This window comes from Acinetobacter sp. YH12097 (assembly GCF_013419225.1).
Lineage (GTDB): Bacteria > Pseudomonadota > Gammaproteobacteria > Pseudomonadales > Moraxellaceae > Acinetobacter > Acinetobacter amyesii.
Window position 1 is genome coordinate 247,306 of sequence record NZ_VPAN01000001.1, and the last position, 25,417, is coordinate 272,722.

The 25,417-nt window shown below is 39.7% G+C and carries 26 protein-coding genes and 2 pseudogenes; 13 read left to right on the forward strand and 15 right to left on the reverse strand.

Features of this window, described 5'->3' with window-relative positions:
• Positions 1 to 151: 151 nt before the first annotated feature.
• A complete protein-coding gene (locus FTU37_RS01095; RefSeq protein WP_180115441.1) occupies positions 152 to 577 on the reverse strand; it encodes a pilin in 426 nt (141 codons plus the stop codon).
• Positions 578 to 1,022: 445 nt separating this feature from the next.
• Here FTU37_RS01095 and metK point away from each other — a divergent pair, with 445 nt between their 5' ends.
• From metK to FTU37_RS01120, 5 genes are all read left to right on the forward strand, one after another.
• Positions 1,023 to 2,189 (forward strand): methionine adenosyltransferase, encoded by a 1,167-nt coding sequence (gene metK, locus FTU37_RS01100; RefSeq protein ID WP_078188779.1) that lies wholly within the window; start codon positions 1,023 to 1,025, stop codon positions 2,187 to 2,189.
• Between the two features lie 169 nt (positions 2,190 to 2,358).
• A complete protein-coding gene (locus FTU37_RS01105; RefSeq protein ID WP_180040067.1) occupies positions 2,359 to 2,799 on the forward strand; it encodes an SMI1/KNR4 family protein in 441 nt (146 codons plus the stop codon).
• 151 nt (positions 2,800 to 2,950) lie between these two features.
• Positions 2,951 to 3,295 carry a hypothetical protein gene (locus FTU37_RS01110; RefSeq protein WP_078188782.1) on the forward strand — a complete coding sequence of 115 codons (345 nt, stop codon included), beginning with the start codon at positions 2,951 to 2,953 and terminating at the stop codon, positions 3,293 to 3,295.
• A gap of 147 nt (positions 3,296 to 3,442) precedes the next feature.
• On the forward strand, positions 3,443 to 4,144 hold the full coding sequence (locus FTU37_RS01115; protein WP_180010154.1) for a VIT family protein: 702 nt from the start codon (positions 3,443 to 3,445) through the stop codon (positions 4,142 to 4,144).
• A 135-nt stretch (positions 4,145 to 4,279) separates the two neighbouring features.
• Positions 4,280 to 5,491 carry a YeeE/YedE family protein gene (locus FTU37_RS01120; RefSeq protein ID WP_180123621.1) on the forward strand — a complete coding sequence of 404 codons (1,212 nt, stop codon included), beginning with the start codon at positions 4,280 to 4,282 and terminating at the stop codon, positions 5,489 to 5,491.
• A gap of 38 nt (positions 5,492 to 5,529) precedes the next feature.
• Here the strand turns inward: FTU37_RS01120 and FTU37_RS01125 are convergent, their stop codons facing one another.
• The 3 genes from FTU37_RS01125 to FTU37_RS01135 form a co-directional block, all read right to left on the reverse strand.
• Positions 5,530 to 6,051: a hypothetical protein gene (locus FTU37_RS01125; RefSeq protein WP_180123622.1), complete on the reverse strand. Its 522-nt coding sequence runs from the start codon at positions 6,049 to 6,051 to the stop codon at positions 5,530 to 5,532.
• A gap of 65 nt (positions 6,052 to 6,116) precedes the next feature.
• The gene (locus FTU37_RS01130) at positions 6,117 to 6,896 is read right to left on the reverse strand and encodes a TIGR03915 family putative DNA repair protein (RefSeq protein WP_180123623.1); all 780 of its coding nucleotides are present in this window, start codon (positions 6,894 to 6,896) and stop codon (positions 6,117 to 6,119) included.
• A 9-nt stretch (positions 6,897 to 6,905) separates the two neighbouring features.
• Positions 6,906 to 8,165: a putative DNA modification/repair radical SAM protein gene (locus tag FTU37_RS01135; protein WP_180123624.1), complete on the reverse strand. Its 1,260-nt coding sequence runs from the start codon at positions 8,163 to 8,165 to the stop codon at positions 6,906 to 6,908.
• A gap of 215 nt (positions 8,166 to 8,380) precedes the next feature.
• Between FTU37_RS01135 and FTU37_RS01140 the strand changes: the two genes are divergently transcribed.
• A complete protein-coding gene (locus tag FTU37_RS01140; RefSeq protein ID WP_180123625.1) occupies positions 8,381 to 9,424 on the forward strand; it encodes a nitronate monooxygenase family protein in 1,044 nt (347 codons plus the stop codon).
• Positions 9,425 to 9,644: 220 nt separating this feature from the next.
• Here FTU37_RS01140 and dusB read toward each other — a convergent pair whose 3' ends face one another.
• The gene (gene dusB / locus FTU37_RS01145) at positions 9,645 to 10,649 is read right to left on the reverse strand and encodes a tRNA dihydrouridine synthase DusB (RefSeq protein ID WP_373686254.1); all 1,005 of its coding nucleotides are present in this window, start codon (positions 10,647 to 10,649) and stop codon (positions 9,645 to 9,647) included.
• 475 nt (positions 10,650 to 11,124) lie between these two features.
• On the opposite strand from dusB, the gene FTU37_RS01150 reads away from it, so the two are divergent.
• Entirely contained in the window at positions 11,125 to 11,499 is a 375-nt protein-coding gene (locus FTU37_RS01150; RefSeq protein ID WP_180123626.1) for a hypothetical protein, read from the forward strand.
• 312 nt (positions 11,500 to 11,811) lie between these two features.
• Positions 11,812 to 11,982 carry a hypothetical protein gene (locus FTU37_RS01155; RefSeq protein WP_180023844.1) on the forward strand — a complete coding sequence of 57 codons (171 nt, stop codon included), beginning with the start codon at positions 11,812 to 11,814 and terminating at the stop codon, positions 11,980 to 11,982.
• Positions 11,983 to 12,073: 91 nt separating this feature from the next.
• Here the strand turns inward: FTU37_RS01155 and FTU37_RS01160 are convergent, their stop codons facing one another.
• Entirely contained in the window at positions 12,074 to 12,283 is a 210-nt protein-coding gene (locus tag FTU37_RS01160) for an acyl-CoA thioesterase (RefSeq protein WP_180123627.1), read from the reverse strand.
• A gap of 119 nt (positions 12,284 to 12,402) precedes the next feature.
• The gene (locus tag FTU37_RS01165) at positions 12,403 to 12,585 is read right to left on the reverse strand and encodes a hypothetical protein (protein WP_168377709.1); all 183 of its coding nucleotides are present in this window, start codon (positions 12,583 to 12,585) and stop codon (positions 12,403 to 12,405) included.
• Positions 12,586 to 12,862: 277 nt separating this feature from the next.
• On the opposite strand from FTU37_RS01165, the gene FTU37_RS01170 reads away from it, so the two are divergent.
• From FTU37_RS01170 to FTU37_RS01180, 3 genes are all read left to right on the forward strand, one after another.
• Positions 12,863 to 14,068 carry a DUF1615 family protein gene (locus tag FTU37_RS01170; protein WP_180123628.1) on the forward strand — a complete coding sequence of 402 codons (1,206 nt, stop codon included), beginning with the start codon at positions 12,863 to 12,865 and terminating at the stop codon, positions 14,066 to 14,068.
• The gene (locus FTU37_RS01175) at positions 14,035 to 14,664 is read left to right on the forward strand and encodes an HAD-IB family hydrolase (RefSeq protein ID WP_180123629.1); all 630 of its coding nucleotides are present in this window, start codon (positions 14,035 to 14,037) and stop codon (positions 14,662 to 14,664) included. The genes FTU37_RS01170 and FTU37_RS01175 overlap by 34 nt, the downstream gene beginning before the upstream one ends.
• Positions 14,665 to 14,840: 176 nt before the next feature.
• Complete coding sequence (locus tag FTU37_RS01180; protein WP_078188800.1) at positions 14,841 to 15,044, forward strand: hypothetical protein; 204 nt, start codon at positions 14,841 to 14,843, stop codon at positions 15,042 to 15,044.
• Positions 15,045 to 15,127: 83 nt separating this feature from the next.
• Here the strand turns inward: FTU37_RS01180 and FTU37_RS01185 are convergent, their stop codons facing one another.
• Positions 15,128 to 16,222 carry an acyl-CoA desaturase gene (locus tag FTU37_RS01185; protein ID WP_168377711.1) on the reverse strand — a complete coding sequence of 365 codons (1,095 nt, stop codon included), beginning with the start codon at positions 16,220 to 16,222 and terminating at the stop codon, positions 15,128 to 15,130.
• A gap of 12 nt (positions 16,223 to 16,234) precedes the next feature.
• Positions 16,235 to 17,302, reverse strand: coding sequence for a ferredoxin reductase (locus FTU37_RS01190; RefSeq protein WP_180123630.1), 1,068 nt, complete (start codon positions 17,300 to 17,302; stop codon positions 16,235 to 16,237).
• Positions 17,303 to 17,446: 144 nt separating this feature from the next.
• Between FTU37_RS01190 and fabR the strand changes: the two genes are divergently transcribed.
• The gene (gene fabR / locus FTU37_RS01195; protein ID WP_078188804.1) at positions 17,447 to 18,145 is read left to right on the forward strand and encodes an HTH-type transcriptional repressor FabR; all 699 of its coding nucleotides are present in this window, start codon (positions 17,447 to 17,449) and stop codon (positions 18,143 to 18,145) included.
• Between the two features lie 60 nt (positions 18,146 to 18,205).
• Here fabR and FTU37_RS01200 read toward each other — a convergent pair whose 3' ends face one another.
• Together FTU37_RS01200 and FTU37_RS01205 are read right to left on the reverse strand one after the other, a co-directional pair.
• On the reverse strand, positions 18,206 to 19,003 hold the full coding sequence (locus FTU37_RS01200) for an alpha/beta fold hydrolase (RefSeq protein WP_180123631.1): 798 nt from the start codon (positions 19,001 to 19,003) through the stop codon (positions 18,206 to 18,208).
• A gap of 106 nt (positions 19,004 to 19,109) precedes the next feature.
• A complete protein-coding gene (locus FTU37_RS01205; protein ID WP_078193592.1) occupies positions 19,110 to 19,373 on the reverse strand; it encodes a PAAR domain-containing protein in 264 nt (87 codons plus the stop codon).
• 514 nt (positions 19,374 to 19,887) lie between these two features.
• Here FTU37_RS01205 and FTU37_RS01210 point away from each other — a divergent pair.
• On the forward strand, positions 19,888 to 20,325 hold the full coding sequence (locus FTU37_RS01210; protein WP_180123632.1) for a hypothetical protein: 438 nt from the start codon (positions 19,888 to 19,890) through the stop codon (positions 20,323 to 20,325).
• Between the two features lie 112 nt (positions 20,326 to 20,437).
• Here the strand turns inward: FTU37_RS01210 and rapA are convergent, their stop codons facing one another.
• From rapA to FTU37_RS16645, 4 genes and pseudogenes are all read right to left on the reverse strand, one after another.
• Positions 20,438 to 23,275 (reverse strand): RNA polymerase-associated protein RapA, encoded by a 2,838-nt coding sequence (gene rapA, locus FTU37_RS01215; protein ID WP_078188819.1) that lies wholly within the window; start codon positions 23,273 to 23,275, stop codon positions 20,438 to 20,440.
• 141 nt (positions 23,276 to 23,416) lie between these two features.
• The gene (locus FTU37_RS01220) at positions 23,417 to 24,061 is read right to left on the reverse strand and encodes an RluA family pseudouridine synthase (RefSeq protein ID WP_180123633.1); all 645 of its coding nucleotides are present in this window, start codon (positions 24,059 to 24,061) and stop codon (positions 23,417 to 23,419) included.
• A 133-nt stretch (positions 24,062 to 24,194) separates the two neighbouring features.
• A pseudogene (locus tag FTU37_RS01225) lies at positions 24,195 to 24,898 on the reverse strand (phosphopantetheine-binding protein).
• Between the two features lie 119 nt (positions 24,899 to 25,017).
• Positions 25,018 to 25,348, reverse strand: a pseudogene (locus FTU37_RS16645) (IS3 family transposase); the annotation flags it as partial.
• Positions 25,349 to 25,417: the final 69 nt, after the last annotated feature.

Consider the following 25,417-nt stretch of genomic DNA (forward strand, 5'->3'; position numbering starts at 1 on the left):
AATAGCAGCCAAAGCTTGTCCAGATAAATGACCATTTGAAATTTGATTTCATATAAAATACACCCACTACGGTTTGGGTAACTCAAACGTCGTACTCATCCTTATGAAATCAGTACTTATCCAGTATGTTCAAGACCGTACATACGGCACTTTAGATACCACGACATGTAGCAGGTAAATTTCGCTGCGAAATATCATCCGATTGACAATTCCAAGCACCATTTAAATCATCTGGAATATTAAAATAGATCTGCTTTGAGCGAAGAGCAAAATTGACATCTGTTGATTTAAACGTAAAAACCACTGAACACGTTCCTGCCACATCAGTAATGTCACTACTCGCAATATATTTGGTACTGATACTTTCATTCAGCGCTGTATTCAAATCTACACAGCTTTGTTCCTCTGAATAATTTTCAATCAGTTTCAATTTATAGGGTGAAATCATTGTTAATACTTCAGCTACTTGCGCCCGAGCGACATAGCCATTGTAAGATACAGTAGCAATTGCAGCCAAAATGCCGATAATTGCCACTACCATCATGATTTCAATGAGTGTAAAACCAGACTGTTTCATTACGTTTCCCCATTCAACGTAATGACAAATAGGCAATTTGCGTACCAAGTCTCAAAAGCGCGTACTTATTGTGTTTTATTTTTCAAATTAAACGAATAATTGTCGTTTACAGTCATATTCTGGCAGTTCATGACATTCATTATTGATAAATCTCAGGATATTGATTTGATTTTTTCTTATAATTAATTCACTTAAAATGCCACTTTAGGCATTTTAACGCCTAATCACATTGTTGCTTGTGCCAAAACAAAAATATCTCAATTTTATCTCATCATAAAAAATTAAATTGATAAATCCATAGCTCATATCAATTTTTTAGATGCCTATATCAATTAAAAAGTCATTGAAATGAATTAATTTCATCCAATTTGGTCATGTTGAGCTAGTCCTAAACGCTTTCTCGATGTAACATATTGCGTCTTTAAATTTAACTGTGATAGGACTTATGCGCGAGTACGCTGTATTTACCTCGGAATCTGTAAGCGAAGGCCATCCGGATAAAATGGCTGACCAAATCAGTGATGCTATTTTGGATGCAATCTTAAAAGAAGACCCATATGCACGGGTTGCTTGTGAAACGCTTGTAAAAACGGGTGCGGTTGTACTTGCCGGTGAAATCACAACAACTGCAAATGTTGACTTTGAAGCGATTGTTCGTAATACCGTAAATGGTATCGGATACCATCATTCAGATCTTGGCTTTGATGGTTCAACTTGTGCCGTGATCAACATGATCGGTAAACAATCACCTGAAATTGCTCAGGGTGTTGACCGTCAAAAACCAGAAGATCAAGGTGCGGGCGACCAAGGTTTAATGTTTGGTTATGCAAGCCGTGAAACTGATGTGCTTATGCCAGCACCTATTTCATATGCGCATCGCTTAATGGAAAAACAAGCTGAACTACGTAAACAAGGCAAACTTGCTTGGTTACGTCCTGATGCAAAAAGCCAAGTAACATTTGCTTATGAAAATGGCATGCCAGTTCGCTTAGACGCAGTTGTACTTTCGACTCAGCACGATCCAAAAATTACCCAAGCTCAATTGAAAGAAGCGGTAATTGAAGAAATCGTGAAAAAAGTGATTCCTGCTGAAATGTTCCATGCAGACACTAAATTCCACATCAACCCAACAGGTATGTTCGTCATTGGCGGCCCTGTAGGTGACTGTGGTTTAACAGGCCGTAAAATCATTGTAGATACTTACGGTGGTATGGCTCGTCACGGTGGTGGTGCGTTCTCTGGTAAAGATCCATCAAAAGTTGACCGTTCTGCTGCTTATGCAGGCCGTTATGTTGCTAAAAACATTGTGGCTGCTGGTCTAGCTGACAAATGTGAAATTCAAGTGTCTTATGCGATTGGTGTTGCAGAACCAACATCTATCTCGATCAACACATTCAATACTGCAAAAGTATCTGAAGATTTGATTATTGCACTTGTACGTGAACACTTTGACTTACGTCCATACGGTATTACTCGTATGTTGAACTTAATCCAACCGATGTACCAACAAACTGCTGCGTATGGTCACTTTGGTCGTGAAGGTTCTGATACCGCATTTACATGGGAAAAAACTGACAAAGTGGAAGCGCTTAAAGCATCTGCTGGTCTTTAATCTTAATAGATTAATTTCTCAAAAAAGCCTGCATTGATTGCAGGCTTTTTTATGCCCCATATGTCCATAACTAAAACATCTAGGATAAAAATAACTAGTGTAAAAAATATTGACTAAAATTTACGCCTAGCTTATTCATAAAACACCAAAATAATTTAAGAACAACATCATGCCCTTTCCATTAGACTTAAAATTTATTACTGCAACTGAAGAACAATTAGGATTTAAGTTTCCAGAAAAATATAAAGCCAAAATGCAAATTGAAAATGGTGGCGAATTCGGCATTAGCTTTTCTAGTGCGGATGAATTTGAAGATGGTGATGATATCGAAGCATGGTGGCTCTTCCCCTTCCAAGACACCAGCGATGTGAAAAGAATAAAACGTACAACGAATCATCTAGCCGCAGAACATCAATCCATAAGTAAAATTGAAGACTTCCCTGAAAACAGTATTGCAATTGCACATAACGGCGATGGCGATTATTTATTGATGCGTACGGTAGACGATACACAATTGGGGGAAGAAATATATTTATGGCGCCATGAAGACAGTGAATTTATCTATCTACTTGTGACTTCAATTGAAGAATTATTTAGTCAAAACCCTTAACGCTATAAGCATATATAAAGCCTTTTAAACTACAAAATATGCTGGATAAAATTACACTAAATCAACAATTTTTGATCGATTTTTGAATATTTTTTCAGCTAATATAAATTCAGCCCATGCTACGGGCATAACAAAAAAAGGAAAGATCAAAATGAATAAATTACTTGTTGCTTTAGGTTTGGCTGCAACTGTTGCACTTGTTGGCTGTAATAAAGACAAAGCGCCAGAAACAGGTGCAACAACTGGTGAACACCTAGAAAACGCTGCTGACCAAGCAGGCCATGACATTGCTGATGCAACTTCAGAAGCGGCAACTGCGACAGCTACTGCTGTAGATAATGCTGCAACTGCAACTGCGACAGCAGCTGACAATGCTGCAGAAAATGCTGAAGCTGCTGCACACAATGCAAAAGAAGCAGCTAAAGACGCGACTGCTGCAACTGCAGGTGCTGTTGAGCAAGGTGCAGCAAACGTGAAAGAAAAAGCTCAACAATAAGCATTCTTAAAAAAAAAGCACCTTCGGGTGCTTTTTTTATATCTGTATTTTATTCAACTTACTGTTTCAATCTATTTTTAACTTGAAATTTAACTGATGTCAGGTCAATCTTATGAGGTCATATAAATAACAAACTTAGAGAAAATAATGTCTTACTCACATCATGCCGAAAAACATTTTATGGAACGTACGGGTTGGCTACGTGCATCTGTACTCGGTGCAAATGATGGCATTATCTCCGTCACTAGTTTAATTATGGGCATGGCTGCAAGTGGTGCTTCTAGCCATACCTTACTCATTACATGCATTGCAGGACTCATATCTGGTGCAACCTCTATGGCGGCGGGCGAATATATCTCTGTGAAATCTCAAGAAGATGTCGAAAAAGCAGATCTTCACATGGAGCATAAAGAACTACAAAAGAACCCTGAGCTAGAACTTAAAGAACTTACCCAAATTTATATTCAACGTGGTTTAGAGCCTACACTGGCCCATGAAGTCGCAGTCCAATTAACTGCACATGATGCACTTGAAGCCCACGCCCGAGATGAAATTGGAATCCATGACAATACAGCAGCAAAACCCGTTCAAGCAGCACTCTCATCGGCTTTAGCCTTTTCAATTGGTGCAATATTTCCGATGGTTGCGATCTTGATCAGTGCTGACATGCATATTGAAAAAACCGTTATGGCCGTAGGCGTGATTTCTCTAGCACTACTCGGTGCCTTAGCCAGTTATGCAGCAGGTACTTCTATGTTGAAAGGCAGTCTACGTGTTGCACTCTGGGGCATTGCAGCCATGCTATTTTCAAGTTGGATTGGTTCTTTATTTAATGTAAATCCAGTTTAATGTTTCTTTTATCAGTTTTACAAATATTGAAAATCAATTATTCACAGCAATGATTGTGTGAATTCCAAATAATATTAATTTTTACAATATATAAAAACCGTAAAATAGAGATACATTTTTTAAGCTTTTTTTTCCATGTCTTTTATTGCTGCGCCAGCCAATCGATCCAATATATCGATTTGGGTGGCTTTTGTTTTATTAATTTTAGGTACCATTGGTGCTTATCTGATTGTAGGCGTTAACCAAGCATTACTATTTTTAATTGGTGGTGCTTTGGGTATGACCCTTTATCATGCGTCTTTTGGTTTCACCTCGAGTTGGCGTGTCTTTATTAAAGAGCGTCGTGGTCGTGGCTTGCGTGCACAAATGATCATGTTGGCATTGGCTGTACTGCTCTTCTTCCCTGCTTTAGGTGCGGGTGAATTATTTGGCAACCCCGTCAAAGGTAACGTTAATCCTGTTTCAATGTCCGTGATGATCGGTGCCTTTATTTTTGGTATTGGTATGCAACTTGGCGGCGGCTGTGCATCGGGTACCCTGTACACTGTGGGCGCAGGTAGTGCACGCATGATTGTAACGCTGATCTTCTTCTGTACAGGTTCATTGATTGCAACTTCACATATTCAATGGTGGTTTGACCTTCCCCACTTTGAGCCGATTTCTTTAGTCAAAAGCTTTGGTGTAGTTCCTGCACTGGCATTAAACTTTGTGCTTTTTGCAATCATTGCCGCAGCAACAGTTTACTTTGAAAAGAAACGCCATGGTCAGCTTGAAGTTGAGCCGCAAGCTAACCAACACAGCTGGAAACGCTTTCTACGTGGTCCATGGCCATTGGTTTGGGGCGGAATTATCCTGACTTTACTAAACTTTGCCACACTCGCACTTGCAGGCCGTCCTTGGGGCGTGACCTCTGCCTTAGCCGTTTGGGCCGCAAAATCAGCAAGTGTTATGGGGATCGATGTTGCATCTTGGGCATATTGGCAGCAACCTGCAAATGCCAAAGCACTCACCGAATCATTATGGTTTGATATCACGTCGATGATGAATTTCGGCATCATGCTCGGTGCCTTACTCGCAGCAAGCCTAGCTGGTAAATTTGCACCAAACTTTAATATCCCAAAACGTTCACTGCTAGCGGCTGTGATCGGTGGTTTGATGTTGGGTTATGGCGCACGTTTAGCATACGGCTGTAACATTGGTGCGTATTTCAGCGGTATTGCTTCAGGTAGTTTACACGGTTGGTTATGGTTAGTATTTGCCTTCATTGGGAACGGTATTGGCGTCAAACTACGTCCAATCTTCTTCCCTGGTGAACGTCCACAACCGGAAAAACTAACAGGCTGCTAATTTCAGTAAATAAAAAGCCCCTCAAATGAGGGGCTTTTTTAATCTGTCAGAGCTGCTTTTAGATTACAACCATATTGCATGGTTTCTTGTGCCTGTTTGTATGTGGTATAGCGGTTGATAATAAAATCATAAAATTGGTCTGCATTCGCAAATACCTGACTCAAATCTTCGTTTGCGGCATTTGGCAGTTTAACGTCTTTCACCAAGGCTAAGTTCACATGTCCGAGATGATACATTTCAGAAAAATAATGATTCATTACTTCGCAATAGGCAATTTTGGAGCTTTTTAAAGCGGTATTGGCAACAAAATGCTGATTTAAAGTTTTTAAGTTCTGAACATCTAAAGCGGATTGATCTGAAAAAGCCATACTTTTTACTTTTTTTAGTTGGCTAAAATCAGCTGCTAGAGTCTGATTTAATTGTTCAAAGCGTTGTTGTAATCCCGCTGTATCGGCAACTTGATAACTTTGCGGATTGAATGTTTTCTTTTCTTGTTCATTTGCAGAACACGCCGTTAATGCCATTGTCGTCAGAACGGTTGTAACAAGAAATAATTTCATCAAAGTCTCACTTAAACAATCAAAAGCTCGATCATTATGCCCGAAAACAACTAGATGATTCACACTTAAATCGCTTTCTCATTCATATAACGCCAATAACGACGTGGCACATACTGCACATGTAATTTCATATTACGTCGGGCTTCAATATTGACACTTCTAAAATAATCTTTCCAAAGCTGATCATACAAAACCTCATCATCATCCAGTTCGATATTAAAGGATTGACTATGGCCTGATTGTATTTGCCTATCTATGGTTGTGGCATCCATATCCACTTGATGCACCTGTTTTAAATCATAATAAATGCCATAATTGCGTTTTTCATCGTAAATCAGCCAACGTTGATCTTGATAGCGTGATTTAAAATGCCGTTCGATCAAAGGCAATACATTAAAGTCAGGTGAGACTAAACTGATAAACAAGCCATCCTGACATTTTTTAAAGCGCACAAAAGCTTCCATTCGGTGCTTTTCACGCCCCACTTGCTTCGCCCACTGGCTCATCCCTAATATATCAGCATGGCCATAGTTTTTAGACACATCACGCTGTTGCTGGAACACATAAATTGCAAAATTAAAACAATGCTGAAAAGCCTGCTGCTGCTCGGATAAAAACGCATAATAAAACTGCTTCAAAGCACTTTCAGATGCTTTAAGCTTTAATCCTTGCCATACCCGCTGTGCTTGTTCATCGTGACTAGCCACATCAATGACTTCGGCGAAAAGACCTGCCTGCACTTGCCCATCTGTACAAATCTGAACGTCAAATTGCTTAAATTGAAAGGCCCGAAAAACACAGCTTAACAATCCTGTCATCGTGCCATCAAAGACATAAATACTCACGACTGTATCCTAAAAACCGAAGTTCAATTGTGGAGAAATTTGCTGCGTATATTTCGACTGGCCACTTTGCAAAATCTGCTGTCTTATTTGATGAGGCTGTTGTTCACGAATAAATTTAGGTGAATCTTCACAGCGTATAAAATGTTGTGCTCTATTGTAGGAAATACCCATACGTTTTAATTGGTCGATATGAATTTTACCAAAACGTCGTGCTTGAACAATTTTTTGAGCAGAACGCACACCGATGCCCGGCACACGTAAGATCATTTGATATTCAGCACGATTGATATCCACGGGAAATTGCTCGGGATGACGCAGTGCCCACGCTAATTTAGGGTCAATATCCAATTCTAAATTTGGATGTTCTTGATCGACCAACTCTGTCGCTTCAAATCCATAAAAACGCATTAACCAGTCACTTTGATACAGCCGATTTTCTCGTAATAAAGGTGGCGCAGACCCCACAGGTGGCAGCGCACGCTCCTCTTCATTAATGGGAATATAACCTGAGTAATACACACGCTTGAGCTTAAACTCTTTGTAATGACGGTCTGCCATCAGTATTACATCACGGTCAGACTCTTGATGTGCGCCCACCACCATTTGCGTCGTTTGTCCTGCGGGTACAAATTTAGGGACTGTACGTATTATTTTTCGTTCATCTTTGAATTGAATCAAACGATCTCGGACGATACCTAAATCTTTTTGAACTTCGACATGACTTTTTTCAGGTGCAAATTTTTTTAAACCATCTTCTGTAGGCATTTCTAAATTAATGCTCATACGGTCGACATATAAACCTGCTTCGGTAATGATTTCCTGAGATGCCCCCGGAATGGTCTTCAGATGAATATAACCATTAAAATTTTCTTCTAGACGCAGCTTTTTCACCACTTGCAACATGCGTTCCATGGTGTAATCCGCCGATTTAAAAATCCCCGAACTTAAAAACAGCCCCTCAATATAGTTCCGACGATAAAAATTCATGGTCAAATCGACCACTTCCTGTACCGTAAATGCTGCGCGCTTTACGTCGTTACTTCGACGGGACACACAATATGCGCAGTCAAAAATACAGACATTGGAAAATAGAATTTTTAATAACGAAACACAGCGACCATCTTCGGTATAGCTATGGCAAATGCCGTTTCCAGTATCACCCAGACCTTTGTCTTTATTTTGGCGCTTACTACCACTCGAAGAACATGAGACATCATATTTGGCAGCATCGGCTAAAATTTGCAGTTTTTCACGGATACGTTCAGACATAGGAGAGTTTTAAAACTTAAAATGATCAGAGCATTAATTTTAATAGGATCCACCTCAAAAGTCGGGTCATACATCATTACTACGACATGAGGTGTCGCTTAATTTTAAGCACAGCATTGGTGCAGGCTCCAGGCCATTTCGATATGAAATAACGAATATTATTTGCTTAATTTCACTCGCTTGGGCAAAGTAATTAGAGTGATTGGAGTATGCACATGACTTTATTAGAAAAACTTGGCATCAAACACCCTATATTTCTTGCCCCGATGGCAGGTGTTTCTACACCTGAGCTTGCTGCAGAAGTGTCAAATCAAGGTGGACTTGGTTCACTGGGTTTAGGTGCAAGCAGTGTTGAGAATGCACGTCAGCAAATTTTACAAACTCAAGAACTTACTGACCAACCTTTTCAGGTGAATTTCTTTTGTCATGATACAGTAGAACTCGATGAACAAGTTGCTGCCAAATGGATCATGCAATTTAAATCACGCTTTGCTCAATATAATGCAGAAGCTCCAGAAGCACTGAACTGTATTTATCCAAGCTTTAAAGATAATGACCATTTTCTAAACCTCTTACTGGAAACGCGCCCTAAAGCGGTAAGCTTCCATTTTGGTATTCCACATCCACATCAAATCCAAGCCTTGAAACAAGCGGGTATTTTGACTCTAGTTTCTGCAACCAACTTAGCAGAAGCCAAACTGATCGAAGCTGCAGGCATTGATATCGTGATTGCTCAAGGTATTGAAGCTGGTGGTCACCGTGGCATTTTCAATGAAAACTTTGATAGTAGCGTTAAGACTCGTGATTTGGTTCAGCTCTTTAAACGCCATATTCAATGCCCCGTTGTTGCTGCTGGCGGCATTATGAATGGACATCAGGCCTATCAAATTATGGAGTTGGGTGCAGATGCTGTTCAATTGGGCACTGCTTTTGTGCAATGCAAAACATCAAATGCAAATGAAGCTTATCGCAAAGCATTATTTGATGCACCCATCACGCAGATCACTTCGAGTATTTCAGGCCGCCCTGCTCGTGGCATTATCAATAACTGGCACACAGATATTGACACACCGACTCGCCCGACCGTCCCGGCTTACCCATATAGCTATGATTTAGGCAAACAATTACATGCCGCTGCTAGCAAGCATGGTGCACATGAATATGGTGCTTTTTGGGCAGGAACTAATGTCTCTCAAATACGTGAATTGGAAGCACCCGACTTGATCAATCAATTGGTTTTAGAAATGCGCTTTAACTAAGACCTCGCTCAACGGGTCATTCAAACATGAATGCCTAATAAAAAGCCCTCAACATTGAGGGCTTTTTATGTGCAATTTAGGCTGTCATCGATGCACAATTTAAATATTTGTTTTAGATCATTTGAATAAAGTTAGTTAAATCTATTTCAAATAAATCTAACTAGCTTAAATCGACTTACTTTGTATCACATTGCACAGATCTATTTCGTTTGACTTTAAGTTACTTGGTTTCAAGCAAATTGACCTGATCAACTTGAACATCACTCATGATCTGACCATGATCGAGTAAGTGATTAAAATAGTTCTCGACGACTTTATATTGATCTGCTGTAGATTCAACTTTATACATATTTTGGCGGAACTCATTACTAGAGCGTAAACCTTTGGTATACCAAGCAATATGTTTACGTGAAATTCGACAACCTGAATATTCACCATAAAAACCATATAACTCAGATAAATGTCCAAGCAATACGTCACGAACCTCCATAATACTTGGCGCCGCCATATGCTCACCTGTCGTCAGGTAATGTCCTATTTCACGGAATATCCATGGGCGACCTTGAGCTGCACGACCAATCATGACTGCATCGGCACCGGTATAATCCAATACATATTTAGCTTTTTCAGGTGTATCAATATCACCATTGGCAATCACAGGAATATTGATCAACGATTTCACATCTTTAATTAAGCTATAACGCGCCGTATTCAGATACATATCTTCACGTGTACGACCATGAAGTGCCAATGCAGCAATGCCAGCTTCTTCGGCACGTTTCGCAACGCGCAAAATGTTTTCATGGCCATTGAGATAGCCCAAACGGGTTTTTAAAGTCACGGGTACATCAACTGCATCAACCACAGCATCTAAAATGCGGGCCACCAAGTCTTCATCTTTGAGTAGCGCTGAACCTGCCAATTTATTACAGACTTTCTTCGCTGGACACCCCATATTAATGTCGACAATTTGCGCACCATTTGCCACTTGATAGCGTGCAGCTTCAGCCAGTTCAGCTGGATCTGACCCTGCAATTTGAGCAGAAATAGGCGCTATTTCACCATCAAAATTGGCACGATAAAGACTCTTTTTACTCATGCGTAAGGTCTTATCTGCCGTCATCATTTCACTGACAGCATGACCTGCGCCAAAGTATTTGCAAAGGGTACGAAATGGGCGATCTGTAACCCCTGCCATAGGTGCCACCCACAGTTTTCTCTCGATGGGACGATCGAATAATTCTTGAATGACAGGATGTTGACTCAATGTTTTAACCTCTAGCTATATTTAGCAAATGATACCCGAACCACATTCGAAATCTTCGAATCCACTTTTAACAATGCTAAATTCAAATGTATGTTCGCAAAATCTGTTGAGCGTAAAAACGTTTCATGGCAATGATTATGCAATTGAATGATGACAATGAATATCAACATTGCTCAACGATTGAATTGAGGAATTTGAAGCTTCGGAATTGGACGGCAAATTTGCAATGCGATAGTTTAGTAATTCCAAACAAAAATTTCTACGCTTTTGCTTAAGAGTCGTTGAAACTTATGCATCAGCCATGTAGTTAACACACTATCGATTCAACATCAGACTTTCAGCAGATCTGCCTGTACAGGTGTTACTATAGAGGGATACTGCTAAAATCATTGAAAACTTAGATCTATAAATTCACACGAGTGAGTTGAACTTTATGAATAAATTGAAAATTCTCTCTTTTATATTTTTCGCTACTATTCTGACTGCCTGCCAACAACCGAATGACGAGGTGGCTGCAGCTGAAAGCCAAAACGCTGATTTAACAACGGAACAAGCGACTCAACAATTTGAGCAGTCAGATGCGCAAATCAGTCAATACCTTGATGTTTTAGATTCCCCAAGCACATCTATTAAGGAAAAAACCCAAGTCTTATGTCATGACTACCCTCATGAATATAAAACTAACTACATGCCTGCCATGCTCAAACTCGCAGCCCAAGACTATACTCAAGATAAAATGTTGAACGATTTGAAGATCGCACAGGACTATTACAAAGAAAAACTCAAAATTGAATGCCCTGCTGAATAATCTCCCTTTCATCATGGCGTCATATTTCAGCGATAAATTGTAATTAAGCGAAAAGTGGGTAAGTTTCGCTGTAATAACAACGTAAAATATACTTCCCGATTTATTCGGGTTTTTCTTTTTAAAGCTTTCAAATAATAAACGGCAATTGAATGGCACATTTTATTTTGTGATAGACTTCAAAATACTGATTTATTTTAATAATTTTTTCGTTGAAATTCACAATTTGGACACAGAACAATCTATTTTAATTACACTTTTCTCATGATTAATACATTAAGTTGTTTTTTCCAAAAATAGGCTGAAGATTGAATCATGAAAACTTTAAATAAAGCACTTTTTGCTGTACTTATCTCTACGGCGGCTGCAACTACATTTGCTGCTGAAGAACAAAAAGTTGAAGCTGCTGCATCTGAAGTTCAAACAACTGAAGTTGCTCAGGACGCGACTGAAGTAGCCTCTGCTTCTGAAGCCGTTGCAAAATAATTCAGTAAACATTTAAAAACCCACAGTTTGTGGGTTTTTAAATTCACAGACATTTTAGATCTGTCGCAGCTTTCAATGAATTTGATTTCAATTATTTAAAATATAAACGTTGAATTTGACGTGCCCGCCGGTTTAAACCTAATACTTCTTTTCTTTGTAAAATGTCTTCTTCACTAAATCCCAAGCGCAGGATTAATTCAGACATAGCTAAATCTGCATGTTCGATCAACACGGCATCTTGTTCCGTTGACCAAATCACGGTTGATACCGTTAATTTGTGCTGGCGTTTTAAATTTCTCATTTGCACAGTATAAAATACTTTAGACACATCAACAAAAAGCCCACCCGATGTGAGCTTTTTGCACAGACTGAGTATTGATCATCTATCGGATTGAAAAATAGATTTACTGAACGATGATGTTAAAGATTTTCATCCTTCGTGATCATCACTGAGGTTAAAATTGGAACGGCAAAACAAGGTAGTAAGAGTAAGATCCAATATTCCACCATCGGTTTAGCCACAACAAAGTTAATAATGATTGCCCCCAATACCATAACTAACGCAATCAAACCCAAGAAACGACTGAAAAATTTAGCTGGCATAATAATCCCCTTAAAAAATTTATGGATTTCAGCTAGTATATACCTGCATTTTTTATAATCTGTTGAAAATGATATTGGAATATTCATCTATTTAGCTCAAAAAGCATTCTTTTTCCAATCATCCTGACAGAACTGCTTGTTTTTACACGCGTAGATCTCCATAAATAGATTGACAGTCCCCTATGAGGCATATACATATTTATTCATTACTTATGTATTTTGCATAGTATACTGCTCCTGCTTTGTCGCCCCCATATGGCTGAGTTTATTGGAAAATATGAACAAAACTTTTTCGACCACATTATGCTTTAAATCCCTTTCTGTACTGGCTTTATCCATTGGCTTGGCTGCTTGTGGTAATGGTTCATGGTGGAGCAAAGATGAACCCACTATGGAAGCGGAACAGATTAAAAAAGCCATTCCACCTCGCGTGAATGAACGTCTGTCATGGGCCAATGATATCTACGACATTAGTGATCAGCTCGGTATTCCGACCACGAAAGAAAATGTCTGTACGATTGTTGCTGTGGTCGATCAAGAGTCCAATTTTGTTGCTGATCCGCATGTGCCGGGGCTCGGTGAAAAAGCCGTTAAAGAAGTTCAAGATCGTCTTGAAGAAAAGTTTAAAGATAAATTGGGTGATGGCATCGGTGGTACAGTCGCTGGCTATTTCCAAGATGTGTTAAAAAATCAGCCGAGTCCTGAAGATAACTATTTGAACCAAATGCGCCGCGTTCAAACTGAACGTGAGCTAGACGAGCTATATCGTGAAATTTTTGACTATATGTCTAAACACTATCACGTGAGTGCGTTAACAGGCGCGGCGAAATTGGTTGGACAAGATATTGGTGAAAAGCTCAACCCAATTACCACTTTGGGTTCGATGCAAGTCCATATAGGCTATGCTAAAGACCACAAACGCCAAGGTGGAAATATTGCGGCACTACGTACAGATATGTATAGCCAATATGGCGGTTTGTATTATGGCATTCACCGTTTAATGATGTACCCGGCTGAATATGACAAACCGATTTATCGTTTTGCAGATTATAACTCGGGTCGTTATTCAAGTCGTAATGCAGCATTCCAGAGCATGTTGAATGACTTAACCCCTGCTGAGCTCGGCTTAGATGGTGACCTCTTACTTTATAATAAAGATGGTTCTCCACGTTCAGTAAAAAGTCAGTCTGAAACCGCGCTGATTGCCGTTTTTGCAGAAAACAATGTGATCGCGACTCCACGTCAAATTCGTTCAGATCTTAAAAAAGAAAAAGATCAGGACTTCGAAGATACTTTGACGTATAAAGCGGTCAAAAAGTTGTACCAAGAAAAGACTGGTAAAGAACCGTTTTATGCCATGATGCCTGAAGTCGTAATTTCTGGGCCGAAATTAAGCCGTGATTACAATACCAATTGGTTTGCCACACGAGTCGATGGACGTTATCAAACATGCATGCGCCGTATCAAAAACCTAAAACTCTAGCCTTATTTGATTTTGACGGAACCCTGTGTAACAAAGACAGTTTTACAGGGTTCATCTTCTATTCCCTGCCTAAAAGGCATATCGTGCGCCAAGGGATTAAAATTCTCCCTTGGATTCAAGGCTATTATCTCAAGCTATATCCTGCACATGCAATGCGTCCTCGCCTATATGCCGCAATGTTTAGCCAAGCCAACCATGAGCAGGTTTTAAATCAAGCAGCGCAATATGCTGAACATTTGATGGCAGAACTCAATCCTTCACTGTATGAACAATTACAGCAACACCAAAAACGCGGTCATGAAGTCGTATTGGTTTCTGCATCCGTCGATTTATATCTTAAACCTGTGGCTGAAAAGCTCGGGGTCAAACTGATCTGCACTGAAACTGCAACCAATAACCAAATGCTGACTGGTTTATATCAAACCTTAGACTGTAGTGGTGAGCAAAAGAAAATTCGAGTTTTGGAGCAATTTAACCTCCAAGACTATGAGCAGGTATATGCCTATGGAAATAGTGATGAAGACCTCGCTATGTTTGAACTGGCCACCCACCATTTCATGAATGGACAGGATAAACTCCTACCTGAACTCGACTAAAGTCGAGTGATTTAGTTTGGTTTATTAATCAAAGTTAACAATCACAAACTTAAATTTAAGTCGCTCTAATATATGATTAAATTTTGAAAATTCTGCTTTTATTTTGACTTTATAGTGTGCTATTTTTCTCATTAATTATAAATAATGCGGTCAAATATTAAAAGCGGGAAAAGAATATGAATCAATTCAATCCACCGAAATATGTCAAAGGCCTCCATATTAAATTTGGCGAAAATCCATTTGTACTCCTTGCTCAATTTGCCTTCTCAGCCACTCGCCAGATGTGGACGAAAGAAGAAATTGAATTGGTCATTCGTATGGCTAAAAAAGGAAATTATATGAATTTGATTAAGATCCTCAAATTACATATCAAAAAGTAAAATAGATATTTCCCCAAAGTTAATATAAAAAAGCCATGCAATTGCATGGCTTTTTTGATCCAGTAACTCAAGCGTAGCTTTTATTACTTTTTAAATGGAAACGCATATTTCACAATACGTTTTAGTACACTGCCGTACTGTTTCACTAAGCTTGCGTTGTTATAGTTCAAACCATATTTTTCACATACGGCCTGTACTTTTGGCGCCATTTTACGATAACGACGCGCAGGAACATCTGGGTATAAATGGTGTTCGATCTGATGGCTTAAATGCCCTGTCAAAATGTGAAATGCTTCTGAACCAGTAAGGTTTGAAGAACCACGGATTTGACGCATGTACCAATGTCCACGGCTTTCATTTTCAAGTACTTTTTTCGGGAAAACTTCAACATCTTTGGTAAAGTGACCACAGAAAATAATACTAAATGTCCAAATATTACGAAGACCATTCGCCACTAGGTTCCCTGTAAGCACCGGTAATGCTGCAGGCCCTGCAATAAGCGGGAAGAACACATAGTCTTTAAATAATTGCTTGCCGATTTTGGCTTGCATTGGCTTCCATTCTTCTTTGGTCTGCTGTTTTGTTTTGCGACCTTTAAAGTATTTACCCAATTCAAGGTTTTGAATGGCAACACCCCATTGGAACAATAAGCAAAATGGAATGCTATAAATCGGTTGTAATAAATAGCCCGGCTTCCAACGCTGTTCTGGGAACAAACGAACAAGACCATAACCAATATCATCATCCATACCTTTAATGTTGGTATAGGTATGATGTTTAAAATTATGTGTTTGGCGCCAGTTATCTGCTGTCCCTACGATATCCCATTCGTAGGTCTGACCATTGAATTTAGGGTCATTCATCCAGTCATATTGACCGTGCATGACATTATGACCCAATTCCATGTTTTCCATGATTTTGGCAAAACCTAAAAGACCTGTACCCAAAATCCACGCTGGCGGAAACCAGCCTGCAAACAATAAAGCACGACCCGCCATAGATGAATAACGAACTGTCGAATACACTCGGCGAATGTATTTCGCGTCTTTTTCACCTAAGTCATCTAAAACTTCTTGCTTAATGGCATCAAGCTCACGCGCAAGTTCGTCTAATTGCGATTGGGTTAACTCACGGTTTTTTGGATTTTTAAAATATTCAATTTTTACAGGCATGTTCATATTTTTTCTACCTTATAAATCAATAACAAGATCTGACTGTGCTGAGTTCACACAAATTTTGAGTAAATTACCCGGCTCTGTATTTTGGCTACCATTGACCATATTTTTAGTCGAACCTTCTACTTTGTTGCAGGCACATTTATTACAAATACCCATACGGCAACCGTGATTAGGTTTGATATTTTGCTGCTCAAGACTTGCTAGAATTGATTGGCCTTTTGGAATACTGACGGTTTTATTGGATTGTGTAAGCGTGACATTCACAAAGCCAATATCATCCGTTGCGATTGGACTCATGCTAAATGCTTCACTCATAAAGCACTGTGCATGATCAAATAACGCTTCGGCCTGAGTGACGAAACCCGATGGACCACATGCAAACACAGTACTGTGCTCAATGTCGTCAATTTGAGCAGCGTGAGCGGCATTTAATCGTGGATCGGCAACATCTTCTTGGGTAAAGAAAATTTGAAATTTAAAGTTTGGATATTGATTTGCCAAAGCTTCGAAGCGTAATTTAAATGCGGCATCATCGTGATACTTAACCCAGTACATTAACTGAATTGGTTGCTCCGCAATTTGCTTAGTTTTGCTCATCGCTTTCAACAAACTTAACATTGGCGTAATACCACTACCCGCAGCCAATAGTAGCAACGGCGCAGAATTTGACACCAAAGTCATATCACCAAAAGGCTGACCAAATTCTAAGATATCACCCACTTGCGCTTGTTCTACGAGCCAAGTACTCACAATACCCGTATTCACTTTTTTTACGCTAAGCAATACGTGTTGATCATCCAACTGAGTCAAACTATAAGTACGTTCGTAACGGATACCATTTACGCGAGCAAAAACAGGATGATGCTGACCAGCTTCGCCAATTTTAAATAAACGGTTCACCTGTATGGTTAGGCTGACCATCTCATTTGCTGCATTTTCTTTTTGTACAATTTTGCCGAGTGCCTGATTACCAGACCATAACGGATTAAATTTCTGCAACCAGAAATTTACCGCATTGACGTCTACAACACTGTCTTTGAGTGCGTTTAAAGGCTTTTTCGCTTTTTCGAGTACATGCATAATCAAATACAACTCATGGGAGGTTTTTAATTATTATACACATGTATATATATTTGTATATACGCTTGTGCATTTAATCGACATTTTCACAAAAGCTATTAGCAGACGCTATAATATGTTAATGTTTTTAATCTATTAAAAAATATGACTCAGTCTGCACAGACGAATATGGTTAACATGTACCAGGAAGATTTACATTCTGAAGCTGAAACTCCACTTACAGTTCGCACTGTAGGTCGTAAAGCAACGATTACCAAGGAAGAACTGTTTCAGGCAGCGCTTAATTTAATTGGTCCACAAAAAAGTATTTCATCACTGAGTTTGCGTGAAGTTGCACGTGAAGCTGGCATTGCTCCAAATAGTTTTTATCGTCATTTCAAAGATATTGATGAATTAGCCATTGAATTGATTGATCGAGCTGGCGGTGTGTTACGTCAAATTTTGCATGAAGCACGCCTTCAGGCATCACGCCAAAGCAGTATTATTCGTAGTTCAGTTGAAGTATTTATTCAGCAGCTAGATGCCGATGAAGGCAACTTAAGCCTATTGCTTCGTGAAGGCTATACTGGTTCGCATTCCTATAAAAATGCAGTTGAGCGTCAACTTAACTATTTCCAACAAGAATTAAGAGAAGATTTAATCGTCCTAGAACGTTTAAATCAGAGCAAGTTGGCTCATCCTGACATCGTGGCACGTGGTATTACCCAATTGGTGTTTAACATGGGTGCAAAAGTCATTGATCTACCGACAGAACAACGCAAAGAAGTTGCCGAACAAACCATGATTATGATTCGTATGATCTTGGAAGGTGCTCGCCATTTAGACGAAGCACAGATTCGATAACAATTAACGATCAAAAAAAGGAGACATTCAAGTCTCCTTTTTTATGAGCAAAATTATTTTCTAATGCTGTAAGTACTGCATGACGTGTAGCGCTGTCTGTTTCGGCTGCTCCAGAGGGAACATGTGTCCACCTTCAACTACACTAAATTCTATACCATAGGTTTTCTTCATTCCGTCAGGCAAACCTTGTTTATAAAAATGGCTGCCATCAGCCGTGATCAGGTGTACAGGCATTTGAGGGGCTTTACGTGGAGTACGCCACCACCATGCAGGCACTGTACGGAAAATTTGTGCTTCCACGGCTTTTGGAATACTGAGGGTCACTCCACCGCGCTTTTCATCAGCGCGAATACCTTGTGCAAAATAATCCTCAAAGCACTGCGCATCAAAACTTTTAAATAAACGATTATTCCGTAGTGCCGTATATGCTTTATCCAAATTTGACCAATGGTCATTGCGCTTCAATGTAATTGCTGCTGGGGTAATTTTATCGACTGCTTTGAGCTTTAATTTTTGCATACCCTCAAAAATGGCGGACTTGGGACCAATTACAAAAGGTGGATCCATAATAATCAGTTGTGAAAATAAATCTGGGCGTTTATAAGCCGCCATTAGGGTGACTAAAGAGCCAAAAGAATGCCCAAGCCCAATCACTTTTTGCTTTGGAAATTGGTGCTCAATATCTGCAATGACTTGATCAACCAAATATCGCCAATCTTTGGTAATCGGATAGCGCTCATCCATACCAATAAGCGGAATCGCCTTCACATCAAATTGCGGTGAAAAGTAGGATAAAAACTTTCGATAACTCGCAGCAGGAATACCATTGGCATGGGTAAAATGGATCGCGCTTTTCATCTAAAACTCATCCAATCAACTGATGATGCCACATCATAAAGAGATCAACTCGATTAGAATAGGACTCAATGAGTTTATCTAGATGACCTCAAAGTCAGTTTGCAGATTATTTTTGTGAACCGACCATTGATTGATTCGGTAAAAATGTTGCGCCACAAGTGGTTTTATCTCCAGCAACCACAACACCTCGCCCCTTTACCGTTGTACTTTGATCTGCCGCGATCGCAGCCACAGTCGAATTACATTTCGGGCAATAATGTTTCATGCCATTTAAATGCACCGCAATACCATTAATCACAAATGAAGGTTCACATTCTGAAACCACACCACCGTGTGACGTTTTACTACCTAAGGTAATTAAGGATTTCATATTTTTATTTTCTTCTAACGAACTGCTGAAATTTGAAGCATTTTAACGGAACTGCCCTCAACTCGCTAGCATCGAAGTATAAATTTAACCAAGCCAAAACTTTACTTAACTAAAGCATTAAAACACGACCTTAAGGCAGTTCGTGAACAATCATTTGATTATGATGCTATCGCTATATGTCCGCATACATTTAATCATTTCACTTTCAGGATTCAATCGATATCAATAACGACAGTTTATGTCGCGACGCCGATTCTTTTACTAATCAAAGCATGTATATTGGGTCTAGCAATGAGCATGAAGCGTAGCGCCCTATATTAACAATTTCAGTATTTAACTGAGCTTCGAATCAAAAAACGTTGCATTTCTACGACATGATTAACTTTAGAACATTCTTAGACTAAACACATTATTCAAAACTTTTTTTATAAATATTTAGACTCAATACGTAGCACAACTTCATATATATAGCGCAGATAAATAAAGCATAACCATTCTATTTTCAGGAGGTTTTATGATTTTAATAAATGACTTTGATTTAACCCAACCGCAAAAAGTCATCGTGTTAGACCATACACTAGATGACTCAACCCTTTTAACTGAAGTACTCGCCTTGTGTAAGACCGCAGACCCAGAGCTCATCGTGGCGGAAAGCAAAGAGGCTGATTTAGTCTTACGTTTATTACCTGAAATACATGCTTATTGTGGTGCCATTGCCTTAAAACAGCCGCTATGCAATGACATCAACTTTGATTTACTTACTGCTCATTATGCAACACGCAGCCAAGCAGACCAATGTACGATCCAAATTCAGTTAGCAAAAAATCATCCGAACTATACAAAGCTCGAAGCCATATTTTATATGTTGGATGAACATGAAGACTTTGATCAAGCTGTAGAATTTCTGAAGAATAGTTACTTTTTTTATGCCGATGTCGACAATTTAGATTAAAAATAAACAATACAAAACTTAGATTTAGCGTAAATCTGTCGTGATTAATTTTGCAGTTATATTTTTAGCCATAAAAAAAAGCACCCGAAGGTGCTTTTTTAAGATTCTTAACTTATGGCTTAACCACTACCATAATTTGAATCGCTTCTGGTGTAACCGCTAGACCATCAAGCAGTGTTAAACCTTCTTTTTGCAGTTTTTGTAAACGTGCAATTTCGTCTTCACGAATACTTGGGTTGAACTGCTTCAAATAAGTTAAACGGTCAATTTCATATTGCCATTTGCTACCGTAGATTTCTTTGGCTTGTTGTTTAAAGCCCGGTAATGCACCACGAGCAATTTCAAGCGCTTGCGTATAACGCTGTTCAATGACATCACGACGCGCCTTAACCACTTGGCGGCAACTGTTGCCATCAAGATGATGTAAATAAGGACGTAAAATTTCAGGTGCAATTTTTTGCGATAAATCCTGACCTTTTTCGCTTAGTAATACACGAACCAACTGTTGTGGCAAACTTGACGGCAAATTCAGTGCTTTCGGTGCAACGACATCGACTTTAAACCACACTTCCATTAACACAGAACCTTGTGGTAAAGCTGCCGATTTCAACACAGCAACGTTGGTACTACCAAAGCTTTGTGTATTAATCATTTCCATCACACTTTCAGTGAATGGATGCTCAAGTGTTAAATACTGAGCATCTTCACGGATCTGTGCTTGGTCACGATAGAACGTCGCCGTCATGCCTTCTTCATCCAAAGTCAGACCCTGAACTTGCATTTGATCCGTTGGCTTGATGATCACGGTACCATTACTTTGCTCATCAAAATCAATGTTTGTAGACGCCATGAAGCGCTTCATAAACATTGGCAAGGTTGTATTGTCATCGTAGTCTTCAAGTGCAGTCACAATTTCTTGTGCCACGATTGGACGGCAAGAGTTGTACTCAAGTAAACGGTCACGACCTTCTTGAAGTTCAGCTTCAAGTGCTTCACGTTGTACACTAACCGCTTCGAGCAAATCTTCAAACTCTTGGCCTTTATCTGCCAACAAACAATCTTTCAGATTGACGATGAAGTTTTCTTGTAAGGTTTGCGCAGTCGGCGAGATATTACAGAAAATATTTAATGCTTCGTTATACCAACGGAACATACGCTCTTGAGCAGTACCAACCAGATAAGGCACATGAATTTGAATACGATTTTCTTGACCAATACGGTCTAAACGACCAATACGTTGTTCAAGTACGTCTGGGTTGGCAGGTAAGTCAAATAACACAAGGTCCGATGCAAACTGGAAGTTACGACCTTCAGAACCAATTTCTGAACAGAGTAAAATTTGCGCGCCGTATGACTCTTCAGCAAAGTAAGCTGCTGCTTGGTCACGTTCTAATAAACTCATGCCTTCATGGAACATCGCTGTGCGAATACCCGCATGCAAACGAAGTACATTTTCTAAAGACTCAACCACTGGACCACTGCGTGCAATCAATAACACTTTTTTGTGTTTCAGGTCTGTACGCAGACGTTCCATCAACCACATCACACGTGGGTCAGTTTCCATCCACGAGCCATCAAGCTGCGCTTCTTCAGGCCACATTTGTTCACGTAGCTTGCCATCTTTAGACCAGTTTTCAGGTGCAGGTAATGGCGCAGGCTGACAGTCACGACCTGGGAAGCCTTGAATCGCTTCACGGGTATTACGGAATAAAATACGACCTGTACCATGACGGTCTAATAACTCATGAATAGCACGGAATCGTTGTTCTGGCTCGTCAGTAATTCGATGACCTAATAGGCTTTCAATCGCTGCCAAATGCCCTTCTTCGAGTGGCAGATCAGACATCAGCACTTCAGCAATTTTAGCTGTTTGGTGATACTGCTCCTCTTCATCCAAGAAACGATCAAGTGAACTAAAACGTTGTGGATCAAGTAAACGTAAACGTGCAAAGTGACTTTCCACACCTAATTGTTCAGGCGTTGCGGTTAGTAACAAGACACCCGGCGTTTTTTCAGCAAGTTCTTCAACAAGGTCATAACGGTCATTGCCGCCTTCTTCTTCTGACCACATTAAATGATGGGCTTCATCGACCACGAGCAAATCAAAACCAGCTTCAAGCGCTTGTTCACGCAAGTCATCATGGTCGATCATCAAATCAACACTAGCAATAATGCATTGTTCAGTTAAGAATGGGTTGAGGTCTGGATCGTGTTCTTTAATCGAAGCTGTACGCGTCAAGTCAAATAATGAGAACTCAAGATTAAAACGACGACGCATTTCAATCATCCATTGATATTGCAATGAATCAGGTACTAAGACCAAGATACGTTCTGAACGACCCGTTTTGAGTTGCTGATGAATGATCAGACCGGCTTCGATGGTTTTACCTAAACCGACTTCGTCAGCAAGTAATACACGTGGGGCAAAACGCTTACCCACTTCATGCGCAATATACAGTTGGTGTGGAATGAGACCCACACGTGAACCCACTAGGCCACGTAAAGGGCTAGACTTCATATTGGCTTGAAGAAGCAATGCTTCGATACGCAGGTCATACCATTCTTTATAGTCTACTTGGCTTGCAAGTAAACGGTCTAATGGTTTTGCTAACTGAATACTTGCACCAATACGTGTTTCATTCAGTGCTTTACGTTCTTCTGTACCGTCGGCCAGTTTACGTACCGCGTTATAACGAACCACACCACCACGGTCTTCAAGCGATTCGACAATCCAAATTTGACCTTCTTGGTCTTGGACTTCGTCATTTACATTGAAAACAATACGAGATAAAGGTGCATTGTGACGGGCATAGACACGAGTTTCATCACTTTTCGGGAATAAAATGCTGACCGATCGCTCATCAACATCAATAAGAACACCTAAACCCAGTTCCGTTTCTGTATCTGATAACCAACGTTGACCAATAGCAAACTGCTGCAATTTTTCCACCTTTTTCTCAAGTTCGGTCTGAAAATATTATGCTCAAACTGTGAACGTTATTTGAGCAAAAATCTAGACCATAAAGCAATATATTTTGACATAAAGCCCACTAAATAGTGAGCAGAATTCTTAGGGATTTAAATGATTTTCCTAAAATGGTACAGGACAGTGAAATTCCACTGTTTGCTCTGTTTCAGGATGGTTAAAACTCAAGCGCTCAGCATGTAAACATAAGCGTGGCATCAGCTGCTGTTGCTCAGGTGTTGCATACAAAGTATCACCAACAATAGGATGACCTAAATATTGCATATGAACACGAAGCTGATGGGATCGACCGGTAATAGGAGTTAACACTACACGTGTTACGGCTTGACCCTGAATCTCAAAATGTTCAGTGGCTTTCCAATGCGTAAGTGCAGGCTTATTATGTGCAGGATCGGCAATATGCAGTGGCGGATGTTCTGGGTCATACACGACGGGTACATCAACAGTACCTTCACCTTCGAGCGTACCCGCAACCAATGCCTGATATGTTTTTGAAGTTTGACGTTCTTGGAACTGGCGTGAAATTCGATTTTGCCCTTGACGGGTTAATGCAAAAACCAAAATACCTGAGGTATCACGATCCAAACGATGGATGAGCAAAGTATTCGGCTCAATTTGTAATAATCGATTGATAACACAGTCTTGTAAATCTGCTGTTTTTCCCGGAACTGTGAGTAAACCTGCTGGTTTATGGATCACCATAAAGTCAGTGTCACGATGTATCAGGTGTTCGGTTAGAAAATTACTCAAAGTTCAATCCAGTTCTGATCTCGAAAAACAAGGCGGCAATAATAAAAAGCTTAGCCAACAATTACAATGCACAAAGCCATATTTCCCGACGTATTTTCCGATTTAGAACAAAAATAATTCCAATTAGCTTTGTTTAGTCTGTACTGAGCAATTTTTCTAGCAATGCTTTTAGACTTGCATCATTTAAAAAGTCTTCATAACGGATGTTTGCACCATTGGCACGCCACAACCCAATTAAGCTGACCATGGCAATGGAATCGAGCCCATAACTGCGTAAATCGATTAAGGGATCTATTTCCAATGCGTCCATATCTAACTGCTCTGCAATAGCCAATAATATGCCTTTGGCCGACAAGACGAATTCCGTTGGCGCTGACAGATTCCAAAGCCGCAACAGATTATAACTACTCATGTGATGGATACCTTGATCTGAAATGGAGTCCACCCACTGAATATGCTGTTCCTGATTATTCAGTGCAATTGCATCATCAACAATACAGATTTGCTCTGTCACGCTGTATAGATGCGGCAAGATCTGTTTCAGCATAGGCGTGATTGCCCTGCAAAGATGAGCTGCGGGTGTGTTGTTGCATATTCACCGAGCTGCTGCATGCCTTGAAGTAAATCATCACCATATAAATCGACAATTGGAATCTCTAAAGCTTTGGCTTTATTGGTCAGTTGGATCAAATTTTCCATCAACTGCGTATCTTGTATACCCTGCTGCATGCGTAAATTTTGTAAGCCAACCAGTACCAATACTGACTGTGTTGATGACAGCTGCCATTTTGCTTGAGATGGTATAAATTGGATTTTTTTGGGCATTGGGTAAAGCATACAGGCTCGGTAAAAACTCATGTTGGAACAACAGTTATGTTACCGCAGAACCGAGTCTCAAAGTGGCTTTCATCTTATGATGATGTACTTGGAGGTGATTTCACTTGTTGGACAACTAAAACTGAAATTTGAAGTGAGCTGCAAATTAACTTTTGTGGTTGAAGCGCCCCATTTTCTTCAACACACCTTCTGAAAAATCACTTTTTCATGCCTGCTCGCCGATTTTTGCATGTAGTTTTTTTTAGATCAATTTGCAGTTCTATAAGAGCTTTTAATTGATCGAAAGCTTGCAATGAGGCTGCGATCAATTGATTTTCCCAGTCGATAATTTGGTTTTGATAAAATCAAATTCAGCACTTAATTCAACAAGTGTTTTTCCGCTTTAATCGCAGCAAATGCTCACTTAGCTTTAAAATCATTTGAATGATTTCTTCTTGGTCCATGTGCCATAAAATACTGATATATTGATGTTTACAACATCATTTAGGGAGACAAATATACTTATGTCAATTGTCCAAA

What these genes read in the sequence shown, in the direction of transcription:
- FTU37_RS01165 (WP_168377709.1), bottom strand. Translation starts at nt 12,585, where the DNA reads ATGCCAGCTAAATTTTTCAGTCGTTTCTTGGGTTTGATTGCGTTAGTT.
- FTU37_RS01115 (WP_180010154.1), top strand. Translation starts at nt 3,443, where the DNA reads ATGTCTTACTCACATCATGCCGAAAAACATTTTATGGAACGTACGGGT.
- metK (WP_078188779.1), top strand. Translation starts at nt 1,023, where the DNA reads ATGCGCGAGTACGCTGTATTTACCTCGGAATCTGTAAGCGAAGGCCAT.
- FTU37_RS01175 (WP_180123629.1), top strand. Translation starts at nt 14,035, where the DNA reads ATGCATGCGCCGTATCAAAAACCTAAAACTCTAGCCTTATTTGATTTT.
- FTU37_RS01200 (WP_180123631.1), bottom strand. Translation starts at nt 19,003, where the DNA reads ATGAAAAGCGCGATCCATTTTACCCATGCCAATGGTATTCCTGCTGCG.
- FTU37_RS01160 (WP_180123627.1), bottom strand. Translation starts at nt 12,283, where the DNA reads ATGAGAAATTTAAAACGCCAGCACAAATTAACGGTATCAACCGTGATT.
- FTU37_RS01120 (WP_180123621.1), top strand. Translation starts at nt 4,280, where the DNA reads ATGTCTTTTATTGCTGCGCCAGCCAATCGATCCAATATATCGATTTGG.
- FTU37_RS01105 (WP_180040067.1), top strand. Translation starts at nt 2,359, where the DNA reads ATGCCCTTTCCATTAGACTTAAAATTTATTACTGCAACTGAAGAACAA.
- fabR (WP_078188804.1), top strand. Translation starts at nt 17,447, where the DNA reads ATGACTCAGTCTGCACAGACGAATATGGTTAACATGTACCAGGAAGAT.
- FTU37_RS01170 (WP_180123628.1), top strand. Translation starts at nt 12,863, where the DNA reads ATGAACAAAACTTTTTCGACCACATTATGCTTTAAATCCCTTTCTGTA.
- FTU37_RS01190 (WP_180123630.1), bottom strand. Translation starts at nt 17,302, where the DNA reads ATGCATGTACTCGAAAAAGCGAAAAAGCCTTTAAACGCACTCAAAGAC.
- FTU37_RS01110 (WP_078188782.1), top strand. Translation starts at nt 2,951, where the DNA reads ATGAATAAATTACTTGTTGCTTTAGGTTTGGCTGCAACTGTTGCACTT.
- FTU37_RS01155 (WP_180023844.1), top strand. Translation starts at nt 11,812, where the DNA reads ATGAAAACTTTAAATAAAGCACTTTTTGCTGTACTTATCTCTACGGCG.
- FTU37_RS01180 (WP_078188800.1), top strand. Translation starts at nt 14,841, where the DNA reads ATGAATCAATTCAATCCACCGAAATATGTCAAAGGCCTCCATATTAAA.
- FTU37_RS01125 (WP_180123622.1), bottom strand. Translation starts at nt 6,051, where the DNA reads ATGAAATTATTTCTTGTTACAACCGTTCTGACGACAATGGCATTAACG.
- FTU37_RS01210 (WP_180123632.1), top strand. Translation starts at nt 19,888, where the DNA reads ATGATTTTAATAAATGACTTTGATTTAACCCAACCGCAAAAAGTCATC.
- FTU37_RS01185 (WP_168377711.1), bottom strand. Translation starts at nt 16,222, where the DNA reads ATGAACATGCCTGTAAAAATTGAATATTTTAAAAATCCAAAAAACCGT.
- FTU37_RS01150 (WP_180123626.1), top strand. Translation starts at nt 11,125, where the DNA reads ATGAATAAATTGAAAATTCTCTCTTTTATATTTTTCGCTACTATTCTG.
- FTU37_RS01140 (WP_180123625.1), top strand. Translation starts at nt 8,381, where the DNA reads ATGACTTTATTAGAAAAACTTGGCATCAAACACCCTATATTTCTTGCC.
- FTU37_RS01205 (WP_078193592.1), bottom strand. Translation starts at nt 19,373, where the DNA reads ATGAAATCCTTAATTACCTTAGGTAGTAAAACGTCACACGGTGGTGTG.
- FTU37_RS01095 (WP_180115441.1), bottom strand. Translation starts at nt 577, where the DNA reads ATGAAACAGTCTGGTTTTACACTCATTGAAATCATGATGGTAGTGGCA.
- FTU37_RS01135 (WP_180123624.1), bottom strand. Translation starts at nt 8,165, where the DNA reads ATGTCTGAACGTATCCGTGAAAAACTGCAAATTTTAGCCGATGCTGCC.